This window comes from Enterobacter sp. S-33, assembly GCF_028735835.1.
In the GTDB taxonomy this organism is placed as follows: Bacteria; Pseudomonadota; Gammaproteobacteria; order Enterobacterales; family Enterobacteriaceae; genus Enterobacter; species Enterobacter vonholyi.
Genome location: NZ_CP117838.1, coordinates 3,511,237 through 3,531,025, shown reverse-complemented (window position 1 = coordinate 3,531,025; position 19,789 = coordinate 3,511,237). Strand labels below are relative to the sequence as shown.

The window sequence follows — 19,789 nt, the reverse complement described above, 5'->3', positions numbered from 1 at the left end:
GGCTTTTGTACGAAATTATGGCTATGCGCTGGCACATCGGGTAATCTGCGCGCTTCGCGCAGCGCTGGTGGAGAAAAGCATGAACGACGAAATGAAAAACAAAAGCGGCAAGGTCAAAGTGATGTATGTCCGCAGTGATGATGACTCTGATAAACGCACCCAAAATCCGCGTACCGGAAAAGGTGGCGGGCGTCCGGCGTCTTCTTCTCGTGCTGACGGTGGCCGTCGCCCCGCCCGCGATGACAGAAATAACCGCGGTGATGACCGCAAACGTGACGATCGCAAACGCGATGACCGTCCGCGTTCCGACCGCCCGCGTAGTGACCGTCCACGCGATGACCGGCCGCGGGAAGACTTCTCACGTGATAATGCCTCCCCGTGGCGTACCGTTTCTCGCGCCCCTGGCGATGAGACGCCGGAAAAAGCCGATCACGGCGGTATCAGCGGTAAAAGCTTTATCGACCCGGAAGTGCTGCGCCGCCAGCGTGCGGAAGAGACTCGCGTGTATGGTGAAAACGCCTGCCAGGCGCTGTTCCAGAGCCGTCCTGAGTGTATCGTCCGCGCCTGGTTTATCCAGAGCGTAACCCCGCGCTTCAAAGAAGCCCTGCGCTGGATGGCCGCGAACCGGAAAGCTTACCACGTGGTTGATGATGCCGAGCTGACCAAAGCCTCCGGTACTGAACACCACGGCGGCGTTTGCTTCCTGATCAAAAAACGTAACGGCACGACCGTGCAGCAGTGGGTCAGCCAGGCGGATGCCGATGACTGCGTGCTGGCGCTGGAAGATGTGGGCAACCCGCATAACCTGGGCGCAATGATGCGCAGTTGCGCGCACTTTGGCGTGAAAGGCGTGCTGTTGCAGGATGCTGCACTGCTGGAATCCGGTGCCGCGATCCGTACTGCGGAAGGCGGAGCCGAGCACGTGCAGCCGATCACCGGCGACAGCGTGCTGGATGCTCTTGAGCAGTTCCGTAAAGCGGGCTATTCCATCGTGACCACCTCGAGCCATGCCGGTACGCCGCTGTTTAAAGCGACGCTGCCGCGTAAAATGGTGCTGGTATTAGGTCAGGAACGCGATGGTCTGTCTGACGCGGCGCTCTCCAGTGCGGATCTGAGCGTCTCAATCGATGGGACAGGCAATGTGGAAAGTCTGAACGTATCCGTTGCGACCGGCGTACTGCTGGCCGAGTGGTGGCGTCAGAATAAGGCATAAGCCTCTTCATGTGCCGGGGCATACCCGGCACATTCAATTACTACTCGCTCTCAGCCGGTAGCACAGGCATCCAGTCAATGGGCGTTTCGCCACGTTTTTCCAGCCATTCGTTCGCCAGAACAAAATGATTACTGCCAAAGAAACCGCGATGTGCAGACAGCGGTGACGGGTGCGGCGCTTTCAACACGTGATGGCGCTGACGGTCAATAATCGCCCCTTTCTTCTGCGCATGCGATCCCCAGAGTAAAAACACGACCCCTTCACGATGCTCGTTGATCAGGCTGATGACTTTATCGGTGAACGTCTCCCAGCCCAGGCTGGCGTGCGAGTGCGCCTGGCCAGCCCGTACGGTGAGTACCGTATTCAGTAACAGCACTCCCTGACGCGCCCAGCTTTCCAGGTAGCCGTGGTTTGGCCGGGTAAACCCGGGCACGGTTCCTTCAAGCTCTTTATACATGTTGAGCAGAGAAGGGGGGATCGCCACGCCCGGACGTACGGAAAATGCCAGCCCATGCGCCTGGCCCGGGCCGTGATAGGGATCCTGGCCCAGAATGACCACTTTCACATCGCTCAGTTCGGTGTAGCGAAAGGCGTTGAACACGTCTTTCTGCGGCGGGTAAATCGTCTGTCCTGACTGACGCTCAGCGGCAACGGTGCTCAGCGTATTGATAAAATAAGGCTGCTGCTTTTCTTCTGCCAGCACGTCATGCCAGGTTAAAGGTGTTGTCATCTCGCTCTCCTGCGAATCTCAATCTGTGACTAGCTTACCTGTTTAACCCCGATGAGCAAAATTACACGCTGAAATGTGCGCTAAGTGGCTAAATTTATGTTGAAAATGTGCAGGTAAAATTGAATTGGTAAGGTCATGAAATTGATCTAAAACAATAAATTCAAGCCACACTCTTTGTGTGGTTGGTGTTTTTGTTGATTTAAATCAATAAATCACCGGGGTGTGAATGATATATATACACACAAGAAACAATGGTTTTACCAATTGGCCGCGAGAGGCCGACATCAGTTAATGTAGCCTAAGGGAGGCAACACATGATTACAGGTATCCAGATTACTAAAGCTGCAAATGACGATCTGCTCAACTCTTTCTGGCTGCTGGACAGCGAGAAAAACGAAGCGCGTTGTGTCGTTGCGAAAGCGGGTTTTGCTGAAGATGAAATCGTGCCGGTGAACAAACTGGGCGAAATCGAGTACCGTGAAATTCCAATGGAAGTGAAACCGGAAGTGCGCGTGGAAGGTGGTCAGCACCTTAACGTAAACGTACTGCGTCGCGAAACGCTGATGGACGCGGTTGAGCACCCAGAAAAATATCCACAGCTGACCATTCGCGTGTCTGGTTATGCGGTACGCTTCAACTCTCTGACCCCAGAACAGCAGCGCGACGTCATCGCCCGTACCTTTACTGAAAGCCTGTAACGGCTTCAGCAGGGGGGAATAAAAAAGCCGGGGATTTCCCCGGCTTTTTTTACTCTTCAGTTTTCGTCTCTGGTGCGGCAGAGCTTGGCTTACGTCGCTTACCAATATTCTTGGTGTCGCGGTGGCGCTGCTTCACGCGCGGTTTCTCTTTTTCTTTTTCTTTTCTCTCAGCACGTTTCGCGAGCGCTTTCTTGGACGGTTTACCCGTCATTTTTTCACTCGGCGCACGCGTGGTTGGGCGCAGGCCATCAATAACGCGCGCTTTCAGCGGCTCGTCAACATAGCGGCCAATTTTCTGCAGCAGCAGGTAGTCATGCGCTTCAACCAGTGAGATAGCAATACCTTTGCGGCCCGCGCGACCGGTACGGCCAATACGGTGCAGATAGGTATCGCCGCTGCGCGGCATATCGAAGTTAATCACATGGCTGACGTCCGGAATGTCGATCCCGCGAGCGGCCACGTCTGTAGCAACCAGCACGTTAACGCGACCGTCGGTCAGGCGCTTAATGCCTTCGGTACGCTTGATCTGCGCCATCTCGCCTTCAAGATAGCAGTTGTTGATCCCGGCGTTACGCAGCATTTCTGCCAGCTCGTGCACGCGCTCGCGCTTACGCACAAACACGATTGTGCGCAGCGCATCTTCCTGCTTCAGCAGGTGTTTCAGCAATTCGACCTTGTGCTCAAGGTTGTCCGCGCGGTAGTACCACTGGTGGATCTTCTTACGCTCACGGGTGGACGGCGTCGCCGACACTTCTACCGGATCTTCCAGCAGACGCTCGGCGAAGTCTTTAATCGCTTCCCCTTCGAGGGTGGCAGAGAACAGCATCGTCTGGTTACGCCAGCGTGTTTCCCCGGCAATGTGCTCGATATCCTGTGCAAAGCCCATGTCCAGCATGCGGTCGGCTTCGTCGAGGATCAGCGTTTCAACCGCGCGGCAGTCGAAGTTCTCTTCTTTAATGTACTGCAGCAGGCGGCCCGTCGTCGCAACGACGATGTCCTGGTTTTCGCTGAACACTTCTGCGTGGTTCATGTACGCGACGCCGCCGGTAATGGTGGCGATATCCAGATGAGTATTTGCCGCGAGTTCACGCGCGTGATCGGCAACCTGCATTGCCAGTTCGCGCGTCGGCGTCAGGATTAAAATACGCGGCGGGCCAGATTTTTTACGCGGAAAGTCGAGCAGATGCTGCAACACAGGCAGCAAATAGGCTGCTGTCTTCCCCGTGCCGGTTGGCGCAGAACCGAGCACATCGCGGCCCTCAAGCGCAGGCGGAATGGCCGCTGCCTGAATGGCGGTCGGGCGTGTAAAGCCTTTGCTCTCAAGTGCATTGAGCAGGCTTTCATCGAGTTCAAGTTCGGAAAAAGTCGTTACAGTCATGTTCTACCTCTGTGTGGGGCGCTGATTATAGACGTTACGGCTGTAATCTTCATCTGTTTGTATGGATATCGCTTTTCGGCCACTTCGCTTTCCCCTATGCTACTCCAGTTTCACTTAGAAGGTTGCCCCGACATGTCTCAACTCAAAGCGCAGCTGCGCCGCGATGGTTTTACGTTTAAACAATTTTTTGTCGCTCACGATCGCTGTGCCATGAAGGTCGGTACGGACGGTATTTTACTGGGTGCATGGGCGCCTGTCGCAGGGGTTAAGCGTATTCTTGATATCGGTACCGGCAGCGGGCTGGTGGCGTTAATGCTGGCGCAGCGCACGGAAGAGCATGTCACCATTGATGCCGTCGAGCTGGATGCGCGAGCGGCAGATCAGGCGAATGAAAATGTAGCCGAATCCCCCTGGGCTGCCCGCATGAAAGTGGAATGCGCCGATGTGCTCGCCTGGGCGCCTGAACAAACCGCGCGTTACGATCTGATCGTCAGCAACCCTCCTTACTACGAGCCCGGCGTTGAGTGCGGTACCCCCGAGCGTGAGCAGGCGCGTTATACCGGTTCCCTCGATCACAAGGCCCTGCTCACCAGTGCTGCCGAGCTTATCTCCGAAGAAGGTTTTTTCTGCGTGGTCCTGCCTGAGAGTACCGGCAACACGTTCATCGGTATCGCGCAGGAGATCGGCTGGACGTTACGCCTGCGTACCGATATTTCGGATACGGAAGGACGACTGCCGCACCGCGTACTGCTGGCGCTCTCGCCGAAAGAGGGGGAATGCTTTAACGATCGAATGGTGATCCGTGGGCCAGACCAGCGTTATTCCGAAGATTACACTGCCCTGACCCAGGCGTTTTATCTGTTTATGTAAACCTGCGGGGCGAGTATCGACGGGCCGGACTCAGCAAGCTGATTCGGGTAGTCCAGGGTGTAGTGCAGCCCGCGGCTCTCTTTACGCATCATCGCGCAGCGGACGATCAGCTCGGCAACCTGCACCAGATTGCGCAGCTCCAGCAGATTATTGGATACGCGGAAATTGGCATAATACTCATCAATTTCCTGCTGCAGCATAGTGATGCGGCGCAATGCGCGTTCAAGACGTTTTGTGGTGCGCACAATTCCGACGTAGTCCCACATAAACAGCCGTAGTTCATGCCAGTTGTGCTGGATCACGACCAGCTCGTCCGGGTTATCCACGCGGCTTTCATCCCAGGCTGGCAGGTGCTCAGTCTCGCGGGCGTAGGGCATGCGCTTCGTGATGTCTTCTGCGGCCGACCAGCCGTACACCAGACATTCAAGCAGCGAGTTAGAAGCCATACGGTTCGCGCCGTGAAGCCCGGTATAGCTGACCTCACCGATAGCATAAAGTCCGTCCACATCGGTACGCCCATGATCGTCAACCATTACGCCACCGCAGGTATAGTGGGCGGCTGGCACAATCGGCACCGGATCGCGCGTTAAATCAATGCCAAGATTGAGCAGCTTTTCATAAATCATTGGAAAATGCTGGCGAATAAACGCTGCTGGCTTATGGCTGATATCAAGATACATGCAGTCAACGCCAAGACGCTTCATTTCATGATCGATGGCGCGAGCAACGATATCGCGGGGAGCCAGTTCGCCACGGGCGTCAAAGTCCGGCATAAAGCGGGTGCCGTCAGGGCGTTTCAGATAGGCGCCTTCGCCGCGCAGGGCTTCCGTCAACAGGAAGTTGCGCGCCTGAGGGTGGAACAGGGCGGTTGGGTGAAACTGATTGAACTCAAGATTCGCCACCCGGCAGCCGGCGCGCCAGGCCATAGCGATACCGTCTCCGGAGGCAATGTCCGGGTTCGTGGTGTACTGATACACTTTGGAGGCCCCGCCCGTAGCCAGTACTACAGCCTTTGCCTGACAGGTTTCCACCTTCTCTTTATTACGGTTCCAGACCCAGGCGCCCACCACGCGACGCGTGCCGGGAAGGCCAATCTTGTCAGAGATAATCAGGTCAACGGCATTACTCCGCTCAAGAACCCGAATATTAGGATGGTTCAGTGCTTTACCGACCAGCGTGGTTTCCACTTCTTTTCCGGTGGCATCTGCTGCGTGCAGGATGCGGCGGTGGCTATGGCCGCCTTCGCGCGTCAGGTGGTAGCTCTCTTCACCGTTGGGTTGAACCTGCGTATCGAATAAGACGCCCTGGTCGATGAGCCACTGCACGCAATGACGGGCATTGCTGGCGACAAACTCTGCGGCGTGTGCATCCACGATCCCGGCCCCGGCAATCAGCGTATCTTCAACGTGGGATGCAATGCTGTCTGTCTCATCAAACACCGCGGCAATGCCACCCTGGGCATAAAACGTGGAACCCTCGCTTATCGGCCCTTTACTCAGAACGATAACGTTTTGATGCTCGGCCAGGCGCAGCGCCAGAGAGAGACCGGCAGCACCGCTGCCGATGATCAGTACATCACAATGGAGTTCAGGTGTTGTGTTCATGATTGTTGTTTAATTTACTAAACAGTGTTGGGTCAGAATAGCACTCGAATGCGATATATCGCACGTATTTTTTTAGCGACTGTTGCAATGGCTAAACGCTTAAGTTGAGGTAAACGGAGGGTAAATGAGTGAAATTATTTTGCGAAGCAGATCGTTAGCGTCAGATTTTGTGGTGAAATAAAGCCTGTGTTGCGTTACTCTTCTGGCGGGAAAAAGATGTTTCTTGTCAGAAACTGGTGCGTATCGTGAACAGACTTATAATGAGAGAAAATGAACAGTCTGCGGCGCGATGAACAAAAACAAAGGCGTTACGGAACTTATTGAAGATCAGACACTCTAATTCGGTGCTTGCTCAAAGTGCGGTATTTTTAGAGTGGCGTTTCGATAACGCGTGGAATTTAGGTTTGGGGAGACATTACCTCGGATGAGCGAGCAGTTAACGGACCAGGTCCTGGTTGAACGGGTCCAGAAGGGAGATCAGAAAGCCTTTAACCTACTGGTGGTGCGCTACCAGCATAAGGTGGCGAGCCTGGTTTCCCGTTATGTACCGTCAGGCGATGTGCCTGATGTGGTGCAAGAGTCTTTTATTAAGGCCTATCGCGCGCTGGATTCTTTCCGGGGAGATAGTGCTTTTTATACCTGGCTGTACCGTATTGCGGTCAATACGGCTAAGAATTATCTGGTCGCTCAGGGCCGTCGTCCGCCTTCTAGTGATGTGGACGCAATCGACGCCGAAAACTTCGAAAGTGGCGGCGCATTGAAAGAAATTTCGAACCCTGAGAACTTAATGTTGTCAGAAGAACTGAGACAAATCGTTTTTCGCACGATCGAGTCGCTCCCGGAAGATTTACGCATGGCAATTACGTTACGGGAGCTTGATGGTCTGAGCTATGAAGAGATAGCCGCTATCATGGATTGTCCGGTCGGCACGGTACGTTCACGAATTTTCCGTGCGCGAGAAGCTATTGATAATAAAGTTCAACCGCTTATCAGGCGTTGACGATAGCGGGATACTGGAAAAGGTATTAGGCATGCAGAAAGAAAAACTTTCCGCTTTAATGGATGGTGAAACGGTAGATAGTGAGCTGCTCAACGAGCTGTCTCATTCTCCCGAAATGCAAGAGACCTGGGAGAGTTACCATCTCATCCGTGACACCCTTCGCGGTGACACCGGCGAGGTTCTCCATTTCGATATCTCAGCCCGCGTAATGGCGGCGATTGAGAATGAGCCTGTTCATCAGACCACTCCGCTGATTCCTGAAGCTCAACCCGCACCTCACCAGTGGCAGAAAATGCCATTCTGGCAAAAGGTGCGCCCGTGGGCCAGCCAGCTTACCCAAATGGGTGTGGCTGCATGCGTATCGCTTGCAGTTATTGTTGGCGTCCAGCACTATAATACTCAGTCTGAAACTAATCAGCAGCCAGAAGCGCCAGTGTTTAACACACTGCCGATGATGGGCAAAGCCAGCCCGGTAAGCCTGGGCGTACCGGCTGATGCTTCCGCCAGCGGCGGCCAGCAACAGCAGGTTCAGGAGCAGCGCCGTCGCATTAATGCGATGTTGCAGGATTACGAGTTGCAGCGTCGTCTGCACTCTGAACAGCTTCAGTTTGAGCAGGCGCAGACACAGCAAGCTGCTGTGCAGGTGCCCGGAAACCAAACTTTAGGAACGCAATCGCAGTAATGAAGCAACTTTGGTTCGCCATGTCTCTGATGGCGGGTAGCCTGTTCTTCTCTGCCAACGCCTCGGCTGATGTATCATCCGGGGCGTTGTTGCAGCAAATGAATCTGGCCAGCCAGTCACTCAATTACGAGTTGGCATTTATCAGCATCAACAAGCAGGGCGTCGAGTCGTTACGCTATCGCCATGCCCGTCTTGATAACCAGCCGCTCGCCCAGCTTTTACAGATGGATGGTCCGCGTCGGGAAGTTGTCCAGCGTGGTAACGAAATCAGCTATTTCGAGCCCGGCCTGGAGCCTTTCACGCTGAATGGCGACTATATCGTTGATTCCCTGCCGTCACTCATTTACACCGACTTCAAACGGCTTGCCCCTTACTACGATTTTATTTCGGTAGGGCGTACGCGTATTGCGGACAGACTTTGCGAGGTGATCCGCGTTGTCGCCCGGGATGGAACGCGTTACAGCTATATTGTCTGGATCGACGCTGAAACTAAACTCCCGATGCGTGTAGACCTGCTTGACCGTGACGGTGAAACGCTGGAACAGTTCCGCGTTATCTCCTTCAGCGTGAACAATCAGGTTGGCAACAGCATGCAGAATCTGGCTAAGGCCAGCCTGCCGCCGCTACTTTCTGTTCCTGCCGGGGATTCCGTTAATTTCAACTGGGTACCTGCCTGGATCCCACAAGGGTTTAGCGAAGTGTCCAGCAGCCGTCGTCAGCTGCCAACGATTGAAACGCCGGTGGAATCGCGCCTCTATTCAGATGGTTTGTTTAGCTTCTCGGTGAATATCAATCGCGCAACGGCAAACAGCGCTGAACAAATGCTGCGTACCGGGCGCCGTACGGTGAGTACAACGGTACGCGATAATGCAGAGATCACCATTGTGGGAGAACTCCCTCCGCAAACGGCGAAGCGCATCTCCGACAGCATTAAATTCAGGGCCGCACAATGATCAAAGAGTGGGCGACGGTAGTCTCGTGGCAAAACGGCATTGCGCTGGTGAGCTGCGATGTTAAAGCCTCATGCAATAGCTGTGCATCCCGAGCCGGTTGCGGCAGCCGCGTGCTGAACAAGCTCGGACCACAAACATCGCACACGATTTCAGTGCCAAGCGAACAGCCGCTGATGGCCGGGCAGAAGGTGGAACTGGGCATCGCGGAAGGCAGCCTGCTCAGCTCCGCTATGCTGGTGTATCTCTCTCCGCTGGTCGGCCTGTTTATCATGGGTGGTCTGTTTCAGATGCTGTTTGGTACCGATGTGGCCGCTATGTGCGGTGCCGCATTGGGTGGCGTAGGGGGATTCTGGCTTGCCAAAGGTCTCTCCCCAACACTCGCCGCGCGCGAGGAGTGGCAGCCTGTCATTCTCAGCGTTGGGCTGGCGCCAGACCAGCTTCGTGTTGAAACGCTCTCTTCTGAGGCCCGGTGATCCATCGGGCTTTATCTTTTTTTACACCCTAAAACAGAAAACGTCCTTTCTTCACGCTATACCAGTCTCTAAGTGCATTTCCAGGTAGCGAGGATGTAGTGTAGAATGCTGCGTTTTCGCACTGAAAAACGTCAGGCTAAGAACAGCGGCCTCCAGGAATTCGTAAGGCATAATTATTTAACTATATGAAGAACATACGTAACTTTTCGATCATTGCTCACATTGACCACGGTAAGTCGACGCTGTCTGACCGTATTATCCAGATTTGCGGTGGCCTGTCTGATCGTGAAATGGAAGCCCAGGTTCTGGACTCCATGGACCTGGAACGCGAACGCGGTATCACCATTAAAGCGCAGAGCGTTACGCTTGATTACAAAGCGGCTGATGGTGAAACCTATCAACTAAACTTTATCGACACCCCAGGCCACGTTGACTTCTCCTATGAAGTTTCACGCTCGCTCGCGGCCTGTGAAGGCGCGCTGCTGGTGGTGGATGCCGGGCAGGGCGTTGAAGCCCAGACCCTGGCAAACTGCTACACCGCGATGGAAATGGATCTCGAAGTTGTGCCGGTTCTGAACAAGATCGACCTGCCAGCCGCCGATCCTGAGCGCGTAGCGGAAGAGATTGAAGATATTGTCGGCATTGACGCGACCGATGCCGTGCGCTGCTCCGCGAAAACCGGTGTCGGCGTCACCGACGTGCTGGAACGTCTGGTGCGTGATATTCCGGCCCCGGAAGGCGATCCGGATGCCCCGCTGCAGGCGCTGATTATCGACTCCTGGTTCGATAACTATCTGGGCGTTGTCTCCCTGGTGCGTATTAAAAACGGCACCATGCGCAAAGGCGACAAAATCAAGGTTATGAGTACCGGACAGGTCTATAACGCCGACCGTCTGGGTATCTTCACGCCAAAACAGGTTGACCGCACCGAGCTGACATGCGGCGAGGTAGGCTGGCTGGTCTGCGCCATCAAAGACATCCTCGGCGCGCCGGTGGGTGATACCCTGACGGGTGCGCGTAACCCGGCAGATAAAGCGCTGCCAGGCTTTAAAAAGGTGAAGCCGCAGGTTTACGCGGGCCTGTTCCCGGTTAGCTCTGACGACTACGAAAACTTCCGTGATGCGCTTGGCAAGCTGAGCCTGAACGATGCCTCCCTGTTCTATGAGCCAGAAAGCTCAACGGCGCTGGGCTTCGGCTTCCGCTGCGGCTTCCTTGGTCTGCTGCACATGGAGATCATTCAGGAGCGTCTGGAGCGTGAATACGATCTGGACCTGATCACCACCGCGCCGACGGTAGTATATGAAGTTGAAACCACCTCGAAAGAAGTGATCTACGTCGACAGCCCATCCAAGCTGCCGCCGTTGAACAATATTCACGAGCTGCGTGAGCCGATTGCCGAATGTCACATGCTGCTGCCGCAGGAGTTCCTGGGCAACGTCATTACGCTGTGTATTGAGAAGCGCGGCGTGCAGACCAACATGGTTTACCACGGTAACCAGGTGGCGCTGACCTACGAAATCCCGATGGCGGAAGTGGTACTCGACTTCTTCGACCGTCTGAAGTCGACCTCCCGTGGCTATGCGTCACTGGATTACAACTTCAAACGCTTCCAGGCCTCCAACATGGTGCGTGTGGACGTGCTGATCAACGGAGAGCGTGTGGATGCGCTGGCGCTGATCACCCACAACGACAATGCGCCATACCGTGGCCGCGAGCTGGTTGAGAAGATGAAAGATCTGATCCCGCGTCAGCAGTTCGATATCGCGATTCAGGCGGCCATTGGCAACCATATTATCGCGCGTTCCACCGTGAAACAGCTGCGTAAAAACGTACTGGCGAAGTGCTATGGCGGTGACGTCAGCCGTAAGAAAAAGCTGCTGCAGAAGCAGAAAGAAGGTAAGAAGCGTATGAAGCAGGTCGGTAACGTCGAGCTGCCGCAGGAAGCATTCCTTGCCATCCTTCATGTTGGTAAAGACGGCAAATAACCCTAAGGAGTTGGCATGGCGAACATGTTTGCCCTGATCCTGGTCATTGCTACCCTGGTGACAGGTCTGCTGTGGTGTCTGGATAAGTTTATCTTCGCCCCAAAACGTCGCGAACGTCAGGCTGCCGCACAGGCAGCCACTGGCGATGAGATTGACGCGAAAACCCTGAAGAAAGTCGGCCCGAAACCGGGCTGGCTGGAAACGGGCGCCTCGGTATTTCCGGTGCTGGCGATTGTGCTGGTCGTACGTTCGTTTATTTACGAGCCGTTCCAGATCCCATCAGGTTCAATGATGCCAACGCTGCTGATCGGTGATTTTATTCTGGTAGAGAAGTTTGCCTACGGCATTAAAGATCCGATCTACCAGAAAACGCTGATCGAAACCGGTCATCCGAAACGCGGCGACATCGTGGTGTTCAAATATCCGGAAGATCCGCGCCTCGACTACATCAAGCGCGCGGTAGGTCTTCCGGGTGATAAAGTGACTTACGATCCGGTTGCGAAAGAAGTCACCGTTCAGCCGGGCTGCAGCTCCGGTACCGCATGCGAAAACGCGCTGCCAGTCACCTACTCAAACGTTGAGCCAAGTGATTTTGTGCAGACCTTTGCTCGTCGTAACGGCGGCGAAGCGACCAGCGGATTCTTCCAGGTACCGAAAGGTGAAACCAAAGAGGACGGCATTCGTCTGGTTGAGCGTAAAGAGACGCTGGGCGATGTGACGCACCGAATCCTCACCGTGCCGATCGCGCAGGATCAGCTGGGTATGTACTATCGTCAGCCGGGCCAGCAGCTCGCGAGCTGGATTGTACCGCCAGGGCATTACTTCATGATGGGTGACAACCGCGATAACTCAGCGGACAGCCGTTACTGGGGCTTTGTGCCGGAAGCGAATCTGGTCGGTAAAGCTACCGCCATCTGGATGAGTTTTGAGAAGCAGGAAGGCGAATGGCCGACCGGTGTACGCCTGAATCGTATCGGCGGAATCCATTAATTCTCAATAAATGAACGCGTAGCCGCTTTAATTAGCGGCTACGTGAATTATTTCCACGATAAATCTCTTCGAACTAACGACATCCCCTGTCGTTGTGTATAGAATATTCCCCCGAAGTTTAAGGTTGGCCCTGCAAGGGTGCCACGGCACACGAAACCGCGTTGGTTTTCTCAGGTCGGTTTCGTGTGCTGCATTTTTGACGCATTCATTTATTGGTATCGCATGAACCCCATCGTAATTAATCGGCTTCAACGGAAGCTGGGCTACACTTTTCATCATCAGGAGTTGTTGCAACAGGCATTAACCCACCGCAGTGCCAGCAGCAAACATAATGAGCGTCTCGAGTTTTTAGGCGACTCTATTTTAAGTTTCGTGATTGCGAATGCGCTTTATCATCGTTTCCCGCGTGTGGATGAAGGGGATATGAGCCGCATGCGCGCCACACTGGTTCGGGGTAATACCCTTGCGGAAATCGCGCGCGAATTTGAACTGGGCGAATGTCTGCGTCTTGGGCCGGGTGAACTGAAAAGCGGCGGCTTCCGTCGTGAATCTATTCTTGCCGATACGGTCGAAGCATTAATTGGTGGTGTGTTCCTGGACAGCGATATCCAGACCGTAGAAAAGCTGATCCTTAACTGGTATCAGACCCGTCTGGACGAAATCAGCCCGGGCGATAAACAAAAAGATCCGAAAACGCGTCTGCAGGAGTATTTGCAGGGACGTCATCTGCCGCTGCCGTCTTATCTGGTGGTGCAGGTTCGTGGCGAAGCGCACGATCAGGAATTTACCATCCATTGCCAGGTCAGTGGCCTGAGTGAACCGGTGGTGGGCACAGGTTCAAGCCGTCGTAAGGCTGAACAGGCTGCCGCCGAACAGGCGTTAAAAATGCTGGAGCTGGAATGAGCGAAGAAAAGACCTATTGCGGATTTATTGCCATCGTCGGACGTCCGAACGTTGGCAAATCCACTCTTCTGAATAATCTGCTTGGGCAGAAGATTTCTATCACCTCGCGTAAGGCGCAGACCACGCGTCACCGCATCGTCGGTATCCATACTGAAGGCGCGTATCAGGCGATCTACGTCGATACCCCGGGCCTGCACATGGAAGAGAAGCGTGCCATCAACCGTCTGATGAACAAGGCGGCGAGCAGCTCGATTGGCGACGTGGAGCTGGTGATCTTCGTTGTGGAAGGCACCCGCTGGACGCCGGACGACGAGATGGTGCTGAACAAGCTGCGTGACGGCAAAACGCCGGTCATCCTCGCGGTCAACAAAGTGGACAACGTGCAGGAAAAAGCCGATCTGCTGCCGCATCTGCAGTGGCTGGGTAGCCAGATGAACTTCCTCGACATCGTTCCGCTGTCTGCAGAGACGGGTCTGAACGTGGACACCATCGCGGGCATCGTGCGTAAGCATCTGCCGGAAGCGATTCATCACTTCCCGGAAGAGTACATCACCGATCGATCTCAGCGCTTTATGGCGTCTGAAATCATTCGTGAAAAGCTGATGCGTTTCCTGGGCGCTGAACTGCCGTATTCTGTGACGGTGGAGATCGAGCGTTTCCAGAGCAACGAGCGTGGCGGCTACGACATCAACGGCCTGATCCTCGTTGAGCGCGAAGGGCAGAAGAAGATGGTGATCGGCAATAAAGGCGCCAAGATCAAAACCATCGGCATTGAAGCCCGTAAGGACATGATGGAGATGTTCGAAGCGCCGGTTCACCTCGAACTGTGGGTGAAAGTGAAATCTGGCTGGGCCGATGATGAGCGTGCTCTGCGCAGCCTCGGTTACGGCGAAGACCAGTAACTCAAGACGACGAGTATGATGGAAGGATGGCAGCGCGCCTTCGTTCTGCATAGTCGTCCCTGGAGCGAAACCAGCCTGATGCTGGACGTCTTCACGGAAGAGTCGGGCCGCGTGCGCCTTGTTGCCAAAGGCGCACGTTCCAAACGTTCTAACCTGAAAGGCGCCCTACAGCCTTTCACGCCGCTGCTGGTTCGCTTTGGTGGGCGAGGGGAAGTTAAAACCCTGCGCAGCGCCGAAGCCGTCTCCCTGGCGCTTCCTCTCTCCGGCATCACGCTCTACAGCGGTCTGTATGTCAATGAACTCATCTCTCGCGTTCTTGAACATGAGACTCGCTTCTCTGAACTTTTCTTTGATTATCTGCACTGTATCCAGGCGCTGGCTGGCGCAACCGGCACGCCCGAGCCTGCGCTGCGGCGTTTTGAACTGGCGCTGCTGGGTCATCTTGGGTACGGGGTCGATTTTCTGCACTGTGCGGGCAGCGGTGACGAAGTGGAAGACTCCATGACCTACCGCTACCGCGAAGAAAAAGGCTTTATTGCCAGCGTCGTGATCGACAACAGCACCTTTACCGGGCGCCAGCTCCGGGCGCTGTATGAGCGCGAGTTTCCCGATCGGGATACCCTGCGCGCAGCAAAACGCTTTACCCGGATTGCCCTCAAGCCGTATCTTGGCGGCAAGCCCTTAAAGAGCCGCGAATTATTCAGGCAGTTTGTGCCGAAACGTTAGACCACAGAATCGAAAAGAAAACCGAGGATTGTCATGGCTGAATTACTGTTAGGCGTCAACATCGATCATATCGCCACGCTGCGTAATGCGCGCGGCACGGCGTATCCCGATCCGGTTCAGGCGGCATTTATCGCTGAACAGGCTGGCGCCGACGGCATTACCGTTCATCTGCGTGAAGACCGCCGCCACATCACCGACCGCGACGTGCGCATTCTGCGCCAGACGCTGGACACCCGTATGAATCTGGAGATGGCGGTCACCGAAGAGATGCTGGCGATTGCCTGTGAGACTCAGCCGCATTTCTGCTGCCTGGTGCCGGAAAAACGCCAGGAAGTGACCACCGAAGGCGGTCTGGATGTGGCCGGCCAGCTCGACAAAATGCGCGATGCCTGCAAGCGCCTGGCGGATGCCGGTATCCTGGTTTCTCTGTTTATTGACGCTGATTTCGCCCAGATTAAAGCGGCGGCCGACGTGGGCGCGCCGTATATCGAAATCCACACGGGCTGCTATGCCGATGCCAAAAACGATGCCGAGCAGGCGAAAGAGCTGGAGCGTATTGCTAAGGCGGCCACGTATGCCTCAAGCCTGGGCCTGAAGGTCAATGCCGGTCACGGCCTGACCTACCATAACGTGAAGGCCATTGCCGCCATTCCGGAAATGCACGAGCTGAACATCGGTCACGCGATCATTGGCCGCGCGGTGATGAGCGGCCTGAAAGAGGCGGTTACAGAAATGAAACGCCTGATGCAGGAAGCGCGTCAGTAATGGCCATTCTGGGCTTGGGTACCGATATCGTTGAAATAGCCCGCATTGAAGCGGTGATCGCCCGCAGCGGCGATCGCCTCGCAAGGCGCGTGCTGAGCGATAACGAATGGGCCATCTGGGAAGCGCATCAACAGCCGGTGCGTTTTCTGGCAAAGCGCTTTGCGGTAAAAGAGGCGGCGGCCAAAGCCTTCGGGACCGGCATTCGTAACGGTCTGGCGTTCAACCAGTTTGAAGTGTTTAACGATGAGCTGGGTAAGCCAAGCCTGCGTTTATGGGGCGAGGCGCAAAAGCTTGCAGAGAAGCTGGGCGTGAATCACATGCACGTGACGATCGCGGATGAACGCCACTATGCCAGCGCGACGGTGATCATCGAAAGTTAAAGTTTGTCCGCGTGGTGCATCAGGACAAACTTATCCCACAGCTGCTCTTCGCTCTCGACGTGCGCCGGATCCTTCAGGATGGTATTGGGGATCGGGCACACCTTCTGGCAGGTCGGCGTTTCATAGTGGCCGATACATTCGGTGCAGCGGTCGCTGTTAATCTCATAAATGCTGTCGCCCATCGAAATGGCCTGGTTCGGGCATTCGGGCTCGCACATATCGCAATTAATGCATTTTTTGGTAATTAACAGCGCCATCAGGAAATTCTCAGAAACAACACAAACTGGGCGGGCATTATACGCGTCAAACCAGTTTCTTTACCAGTTCTTCGCTGTGGCGAATGCGCTCTGGCGCTCGCTCCAGATCCTGCTGCACCAGCGCCATAAACAGCAGGTCCGTCAGCATCATTTGTGCGCTGGTGGACGAGATAGCCGCGCTGCGCGTGGCCTGCTCCTCGGCAATGGTATATAAACAGCGCGTGGCCCGCTGCTGCAGGGCATTCGGCGTAAAACCGGTGATCGCCAGAATTTTACCGCCGACGCGCAGCGCTTCATCGGTGGCCATGTTGATTTCACGACGCTCGCCGGAATAGGAGATGGCCAGCAGCAGATCGTCAGGATCCATCGCCTGTACGGTCGCCAGCAGGGCGTGCATATCCTGTTCGACGATGGCGTTAAGGCCAATTTTTGTCAGCTTCCAGCCAAAGTTACGCGCCACAAGTCCGGACGCGCCGATGCCGGTCAGAATGATTCGCCGCGCGCCGCGCAGCATCGCCACGCTCTCCAGCAGCTTCTCTTCGGTATTCACATCGAGCGTCGCATGCATGGCCGCCACGTTCTCTTTGATCAGCTTTTCTCCAACCAGCCGCATCGGATCGTCTCCGCGGATCTGATTATGCACCGGCATGGACTGCGGATTGGGGTTGCTGACCAGCGCTTCACTGATAGCCAGCTTGAGGGCGGGGAATCCCTTAAAGCCAATCTTCTGGGCAAATTTCACCACGCTCGACTGGCTCACGCCGGCTTCACTCGCCAGCTGCTGCGAGCTGAGGTGGCGCGCGCGATCGGGTTGAGAAAGCAGAAAATCCGCCAGCTTCTTGTCGCTTTGGGCAAAGCCTGCGTAGCGCTGGCGAATGCGAATTAAACAGTTCATACGGTCTCCTGGCGAAAATGTGATTATCTGCGCAAATACGAATTTTGCTCGCCTGAATGAATTTTATATTCCATTATAGTGTGATTGTTATGAATTAAAAATTCTTGAGGTGCAAAAATGAATCTTGGCTCACTTGTTTCTGAAACGCGTAACCCGCAAACCATGGATCTGGATGCGCTCTCCACCCTGGAGCTGGTTAACCGCTTTAATCAACAGGATACGCTGGTCGCGCAGGCAGTGAAAGAGACATTACCCGAGGTGGCGAAAGCGGTCGATGCGGCGGCGGAAGCCCTTAAGGCCGGCGGACGCATTATCTACATGGGGGCGGGTACCAGCGGGCGTCTTGGGGTCCTGGATGCGTCAGAATGTCCGCCCACCTTTGGGGTGCCGCATGGTCTGGTCGTTGGGTTAATTGCCGGTGGTCCCGGTGCGCTGCTGAAAGCCGTTGAAGGGGCGGAAGATAACAAACAGCTGGGCGAGGATGACCTGAAGGCGCTGAATCTGACGGAGAAGGATCTGGTGGTCGGTCTGGCGGCATCCGGGCGCACGCCGTACGTCATTGGCGGCCTGGAATACGCCAACCAGACCGGCTGCACGACGGTGGCCATCTCCTGTAATCCGGGCTCCCCGATTGCGCAGGTGGCCGCTATCGCTATCTCTCCGGTGGTCGGGCCGGAAGCGCTGACCGGCTCCACGCGCCTCAAGTCCGGGACCGCGCAAAAGCTGGTGCTCAATATGATTTCCACCGGCGCGATGGTGAAGTTCGGTAAGGTGTATCAGAACCTGATGGTGGATATGCGGGCCACCAACGTCAAGCTGGTGGACAGAGCCTGCCGCATGGTGATGGAGGCGACGGGCGCAGGCCGTGAAGAGGCCGAAGCGGTACTCAAACAAACCGATCATGATGTTAAACCTGCCATTCTGATGATTTTAAGCGGGCTGGATGCGGCGACCGCGAGAGCAAAACTCGATGCGCATAACGGCTTCTTACGGGCGGCATTAGAACACTAACAGAGGCGTGTATGGACAAAACAGCAGCGCTCGCCAGCGATATCCTTCAGGGGATAGGCGGGGAAAAAAATATTCAGCGTCTCGAAAACTGCATGACGCGCGTGCGCGTCGAGGTGCATGACGACGACCAGCTTGACGTGCCGGGTCTGAAGCAGCTATCCGGCGTCAGCGGTTACGTGAAGCAGGGCCAGCAGCACCAGCTGATCGTCGGCCCAGGGAAAGCGGCGCAGGTTGTTGACGCCATGCGCGCGCTGATGGGCGTTAGCGCGAGCGTGTCGATTGACGATACTGAGCGCACCAAAGCGCAGGCGAAAGCCAAATACAAAGCCCCGATGAGCGATGCGCTGCGACAGCTGGCCAACGTCTTTATTCCGCTGATCCCGGCGTTTATTGCCTCGGGCCTGATCACCGGGATCATCAATATCCTCAAGCGGCCGGATATCGTGGGGGATTTCGCCACGCAGTATCCGAACCTGCTGGGGATTCTCGGGATCTTCGGCAGCGCGGTGTTCGCCATCATGAACATTCTGGTTGGGGTGAATACCGCGAAGGTGTTTGGCGGATCGCTGGCGATGGGCGGGGTGATGGCGGGCATTTTGTCCAGCCCGCAGCTGGCGCAGATAACGCTGTTTGGCGAGGCGCTTCAGCCGGGCCGCGGTGGGGTGATCGCGGTGCTGCTGGTGGTCATCCTGATGTGCTGGATCGAGAAACGGCTGCGCGCGGTTTTGCCAGGCTCGATTGAGCTTATCCTCAACCCGCTGCTGACCACCCTGATTACCGGTAGCGTAGCGATTGTGGCCCTCCAGCCGTTAGGCGGGTGGATCTCTGAAGCCATCGCCCACGGTGCGTCTCTGGCGATTGACCGCGGCGGGCTGCTGGTTGGCGCTGTGCTTTCCGGTACCTTCCTGCCGCTGGTGCTGACCGGCCTGCACCAGGGGCTGGTGCCGATCCACGTCGAGCTGGTGCAGGCGCACGGCTATAACGCGCTGCTGCCTATCCTGTCGATGGCGGGCGTGGGGCAGGTCGGCGCGGCGATTGCCGTCCTGATGAAAACCCGCAACGCGCGTCTGAAGAAAATGATTAAAGGCGCGCTCCCGGTCGGCCTGCTCGGCATCGGCGAGCCGCTGATTTTCGGCGTTACGCTGCCGCTGGGTAAACCTTTCCTCGCGGCCTGTCTGGGCGGAGCGGTAGGCGGGGCGCTGATCAGCTACTGGAAAGTCGCCACCGTGATCACCTTTGGGCTTTCCGGTTTACCGCTGGCATTAACCATCGTGACCGGAAAAGTGATGCTCTATCTGTTAGGCTATTTAGTAGCGGTGATCGCCGGGTTCCTTTTTACCTGGCTATTAGGATTCAACGACCCAGAGGAGTAAG

The 19,789-nt window shown here is 55.6% G+C and carries 22 protein-coding genes; 17 read left to right on the top strand and 5 right to left on the bottom strand.

Annotated features, from left to right (window positions below; genetic code table 11):
• Nucleotides 1-79: 79 nt before the first annotated feature.
• Nucleotides 80-1,213, top strand: a complete 1,134-nt coding sequence (locus tag PUP35_RS16640) for a tRNA/rRNA methyltransferase (RefSeq protein ID WP_127731988.1) — start codon at nt 80-82, stop codon at nt 1,211-1,213.
• Between the two features lie 40 nt (nt 1,214-1,253).
• Here the strand turns inward: PUP35_RS16640 and ung are convergent, their stop codons facing one another.
• The gene (gene ung / locus PUP35_RS16635; RefSeq protein WP_023333064.1) at nt 1,254-1,943 is read right to left on the bottom strand and encodes a uracil-DNA glycosylase; all 690 of its coding nucleotides are present in this window, start codon (nt 1,941-1,943) and stop codon (nt 1,254-1,256) included.
• 314 nt (nt 1,944-2,257) lie between these two features.
• Between ung and grcA the strand changes: the two genes are divergently transcribed.
• Nucleotides 2,258-2,641 carry an autonomous glycyl radical cofactor GrcA gene (grcA, locus tag PUP35_RS16630; RefSeq protein ID WP_047652709.1) on the top strand — a complete coding sequence of 128 codons (384 nt, stop codon included), beginning with the start codon at nt 2,258-2,260 and terminating at the stop codon, nt 2,639-2,641.
• Nucleotides 2,642-2,690: 49 nt separating this feature from the next.
• Here grcA and srmB read toward each other — a convergent pair whose 3' ends face one another.
• Nucleotides 2,691-4,019, bottom strand: a complete 1,329-nt coding sequence (gene srmB, locus PUP35_RS16625; RefSeq protein WP_023344704.1) for an ATP-dependent RNA helicase SrmB — start codon at nt 4,017-4,019, stop codon at nt 2,691-2,693.
• A gap of 132 nt (nt 4,020-4,151) precedes the next feature.
• On the opposite strand from srmB, the gene trmN reads away from it, so the two are divergent.
• On the top strand, nt 4,152-4,889 hold the full coding sequence (gene trmN / locus PUP35_RS16620) for a tRNA(1)(Val) (adenine(37)-N(6))-methyltransferase TrmN (RefSeq protein WP_271368244.1): 738 nt from the start codon (nt 4,152-4,154) through the stop codon (nt 4,887-4,889).
• On the opposite strand, the gene nadB is transcribed toward trmN, so the two are convergent.
• A complete protein-coding gene (gene nadB, locus PUP35_RS16615; protein ID WP_143345407.1) occupies nt 4,874-6,493 on the bottom strand; it encodes an L-aspartate oxidase in 1,620 nt (539 codons plus the stop codon). The genes trmN and nadB overlap by 16 nt on opposite strands.
• 344 nt (nt 6,494-6,837) lie before the next feature.
• Between nadB and rseD the strand changes: the two genes are divergently transcribed.
• The 12 genes from rseD (at nt 6,838) to acpS (ending at nt 16,252) form a co-directional block, all read left to right on the top strand.
• On the top strand, nt 6,838-6,921 hold the full coding sequence (rseD, locus tag PUP35_RS22050; protein WP_223605340.1) for a rpoE leader peptide RseD: 84 nt from the start codon (nt 6,838-6,840) through the stop codon (nt 6,919-6,921).
• Complete coding sequence (gene rpoE / locus PUP35_RS16605) at nt 6,918-7,493, top strand: RNA polymerase sigma factor RpoE (RefSeq protein ID WP_006176728.1); 576 nt, start codon at nt 6,918-6,920, stop codon at nt 7,491-7,493. Before rseD ends, rpoE begins: the two co-directional genes overlap by 4 nt.
• Nucleotides 7,494-7,524: 31 nt before the next feature.
• Nucleotides 7,525-8,175: an anti-sigma-E factor RseA gene (gene rseA, locus PUP35_RS16600; RefSeq protein ID WP_008502186.1), complete on the top strand. Its 651-nt coding sequence runs from the start codon at nt 7,525-7,527 to the stop codon at nt 8,173-8,175.
• Entirely contained in the window at nt 8,175-9,128 is a 954-nt protein-coding gene (gene rseB, locus PUP35_RS16595; protein WP_023308851.1) for a sigma-E factor regulatory protein RseB, read from the top strand. The genes rseA and rseB overlap by 1 nt, the downstream gene beginning before the upstream one ends.
• Entirely contained in the window at nt 9,125-9,601 is a 477-nt protein-coding gene (gene rseC, locus PUP35_RS16590) for a SoxR-reducing system protein RseC (protein ID WP_023308850.1), read from the top strand. Before rseB ends, rseC begins: the two co-directional genes overlap by 4 nt.
• Before the next feature lie 185 nt (nt 9,602-9,786).
• A complete protein-coding gene (gene lepA / locus PUP35_RS16585; protein WP_023308849.1) occupies nt 9,787-11,586 on the top strand; it encodes a translation elongation factor 4 in 1,800 nt (599 codons plus the stop codon).
• 15 nt (nt 11,587-11,601) lie between these two features.
• A complete protein-coding gene (gene lepB, locus PUP35_RS16580; protein WP_274240633.1) occupies nt 11,602-12,576 on the top strand; it encodes a signal peptidase I in 975 nt (324 codons plus the stop codon).
• Nucleotides 12,577-12,798: 222 nt separating this feature from the next.
• On the top strand, nt 12,799-13,479 hold the full coding sequence (rnc, locus tag PUP35_RS16575) for a ribonuclease III (RefSeq protein WP_003860711.1): 681 nt from the start codon (nt 12,799-12,801) through the stop codon (nt 13,477-13,479).
• A complete protein-coding gene (gene era, locus PUP35_RS16570) occupies nt 13,476-14,381 on the top strand; it encodes a GTPase Era (RefSeq protein ID WP_087449597.1) in 906 nt (301 codons plus the stop codon). Before rnc ends, era begins: the two co-directional genes overlap by 4 nt.
• A gap of 18 nt (nt 14,382-14,399) precedes the next feature.
• A complete protein-coding gene (recO, locus tag PUP35_RS16565; RefSeq protein WP_115876088.1) occupies nt 14,400-15,107 on the top strand; it encodes a DNA repair protein RecO in 708 nt (235 codons plus the stop codon).
• A 33-nt stretch (nt 15,108-15,140) separates the two neighbouring features.
• The gene (gene pdxJ / locus PUP35_RS16560; RefSeq protein ID WP_274240632.1) at nt 15,141-15,872 is read left to right on the top strand and encodes a pyridoxine 5'-phosphate synthase; all 732 of its coding nucleotides are present in this window, start codon (nt 15,141-15,143) and stop codon (nt 15,870-15,872) included.
• Nucleotides 15,872-16,252 carry a holo-ACP synthase gene (gene acpS / locus PUP35_RS16555; RefSeq protein ID WP_023294331.1) on the top strand — a complete coding sequence of 127 codons (381 nt, stop codon included), beginning with the start codon at nt 15,872-15,874 and terminating at the stop codon, nt 16,250-16,252. Before pdxJ ends, acpS begins: the two co-directional genes overlap by 1 nt.
• Here the strand turns inward: acpS and PUP35_RS16550 are convergent.
• Both PUP35_RS16550 and PUP35_RS16545 read right to left on the bottom strand, forming a co-directional pair.
• On the bottom strand, nt 16,249-16,509 hold the full coding sequence (locus PUP35_RS16550) for a YfhL family 4Fe-4S dicluster ferredoxin (protein ID WP_008502177.1): 261 nt from the start codon (nt 16,507-16,509) through the stop codon (nt 16,249-16,251). The two genes, acpS and PUP35_RS16550, sit on opposite strands and share 4 nt — an antisense overlap.
• 46 nt (nt 16,510-16,555) lie before the next feature.
• Nucleotides 16,556-17,404: a MurR/RpiR family transcriptional regulator gene (locus tag PUP35_RS16545; protein ID WP_023333056.1), complete on the bottom strand. Its 849-nt coding sequence runs from the start codon at nt 17,402-17,404 to the stop codon at nt 16,556-16,558.
• Between the two features lie 117 nt (nt 17,405-17,521).
• Here PUP35_RS16545 and murQ point away from each other — a divergent pair, with 117 nt between their 5' ends.
• Nucleotides 17,522-18,415 carry an N-acetylmuramic acid 6-phosphate etherase gene (gene murQ / locus PUP35_RS16540; RefSeq protein WP_274240631.1) on the top strand — a complete coding sequence of 298 codons (894 nt, stop codon included), beginning with the start codon at nt 17,522-17,524 and terminating at the stop codon, nt 18,413-18,415.
• A gap of 11 nt (nt 18,416-18,426) precedes the next feature.
• Nucleotides 18,427-19,788: a PTS transporter subunit EIIC gene (locus tag PUP35_RS16535; RefSeq protein ID WP_274240630.1), complete on the top strand. Its 1,362-nt coding sequence runs from the start codon at nt 18,427-18,429 to the stop codon at nt 19,786-19,788.
• Nucleotide 19,789: the final 1 nt, after the last annotated feature.

Bases quoted from the DNA above. Each gene is read 5' to 3' on its own strand.
- rnc (WP_003860711.1), top strand. From the start codon at position 12,799: ATGAACCCCATCGTAATTAATCGGCTTCAACGGAAGCTGGGCTACACT.
- pdxJ (WP_274240632.1), top strand. From the start codon at position 15,141: ATGGCTGAATTACTGTTAGGCGTCAACATCGATCATATCGCCACGCTG.
- PUP35_RS16550 (WP_008502177.1), bottom strand. From the start codon at position 16,509: ATGGCGCTGTTAATTACCAAAAAATGCATTAATTGCGATATGTGCGAG.
- lepB (WP_274240633.1), top strand. From the start codon at position 11,602: ATGGCGAACATGTTTGCCCTGATCCTGGTCATTGCTACCCTGGTGACA.
- acpS (WP_023294331.1), top strand. From the start codon at position 15,872: ATGGCCATTCTGGGCTTGGGTACCGATATCGTTGAAATAGCCCGCATT.
- recO (WP_115876088.1), top strand. From the start codon at position 14,400: ATGGAAGGATGGCAGCGCGCCTTCGTTCTGCATAGTCGTCCCTGGAGC.
- rseA (WP_008502186.1), top strand. From the start codon at position 7,525: ATGCAGAAAGAAAAACTTTCCGCTTTAATGGATGGTGAAACGGTAGAT.
- PUP35_RS16535 (WP_274240630.1), top strand. From the start codon at position 18,427: ATGGACAAAACAGCAGCGCTCGCCAGCGATATCCTTCAGGGGATAGGC.
- srmB (WP_023344704.1), bottom strand. From the start codon at position 4,019: ATGACTGTAACGACTTTTTCCGAACTTGAACTCGATGAAAGCCTGCTC.
- trmN (WP_271368244.1), top strand. From the start codon at position 4,152: ATGTCTCAACTCAAAGCGCAGCTGCGCCGCGATGGTTTTACGTTTAAA.
- rpoE (WP_006176728.1), top strand. From the start codon at position 6,918: ATGAGCGAGCAGTTAACGGACCAGGTCCTGGTTGAACGGGTCCAGAAG.
- PUP35_RS16545 (WP_023333056.1), bottom strand. From the start codon at position 17,404: ATGAACTGTTTAATTCGCATTCGCCAGCGCTACGCAGGCTTTGCCCAA.
- rseC (WP_023308850.1), top strand. From the start codon at position 9,125: ATGATCAAAGAGTGGGCGACGGTAGTCTCGTGGCAAAACGGCATTGCG.
- grcA (WP_047652709.1), top strand. From the start codon at position 2,258: ATGATTACAGGTATCCAGATTACTAAAGCTGCAAATGACGATCTGCTC.
- murQ (WP_274240631.1), top strand. From the start codon at position 17,522: ATGAATCTTGGCTCACTTGTTTCTGAAACGCGTAACCCGCAAACCATG.
- lepA (WP_023308849.1), top strand. From the start codon at position 9,787: ATGAAGAACATACGTAACTTTTCGATCATTGCTCACATTGACCACGGT.
- rseB (WP_023308851.1), top strand. From the start codon at position 8,175: ATGAAGCAACTTTGGTTCGCCATGTCTCTGATGGCGGGTAGCCTGTTC.
- era (WP_087449597.1), top strand. From the start codon at position 13,476: ATGAGCGAAGAAAAGACCTATTGCGGATTTATTGCCATCGTCGGACGT.
- PUP35_RS16640 (WP_127731988.1), top strand. From the start codon at position 80: ATGAACGACGAAATGAAAAACAAAAGCGGCAAGGTCAAAGTGATGTAT.
- ung (WP_023333064.1), bottom strand. From the start codon at position 1,943: ATGACAACACCTTTAACCTGGCATGACGTGCTGGCAGAAGAAAAGCAG.
- nadB (WP_143345407.1), bottom strand. From the start codon at position 6,493: ATGAACACAACACCTGAACTCCATTGTGATGTACTGATCATCGGCAGC.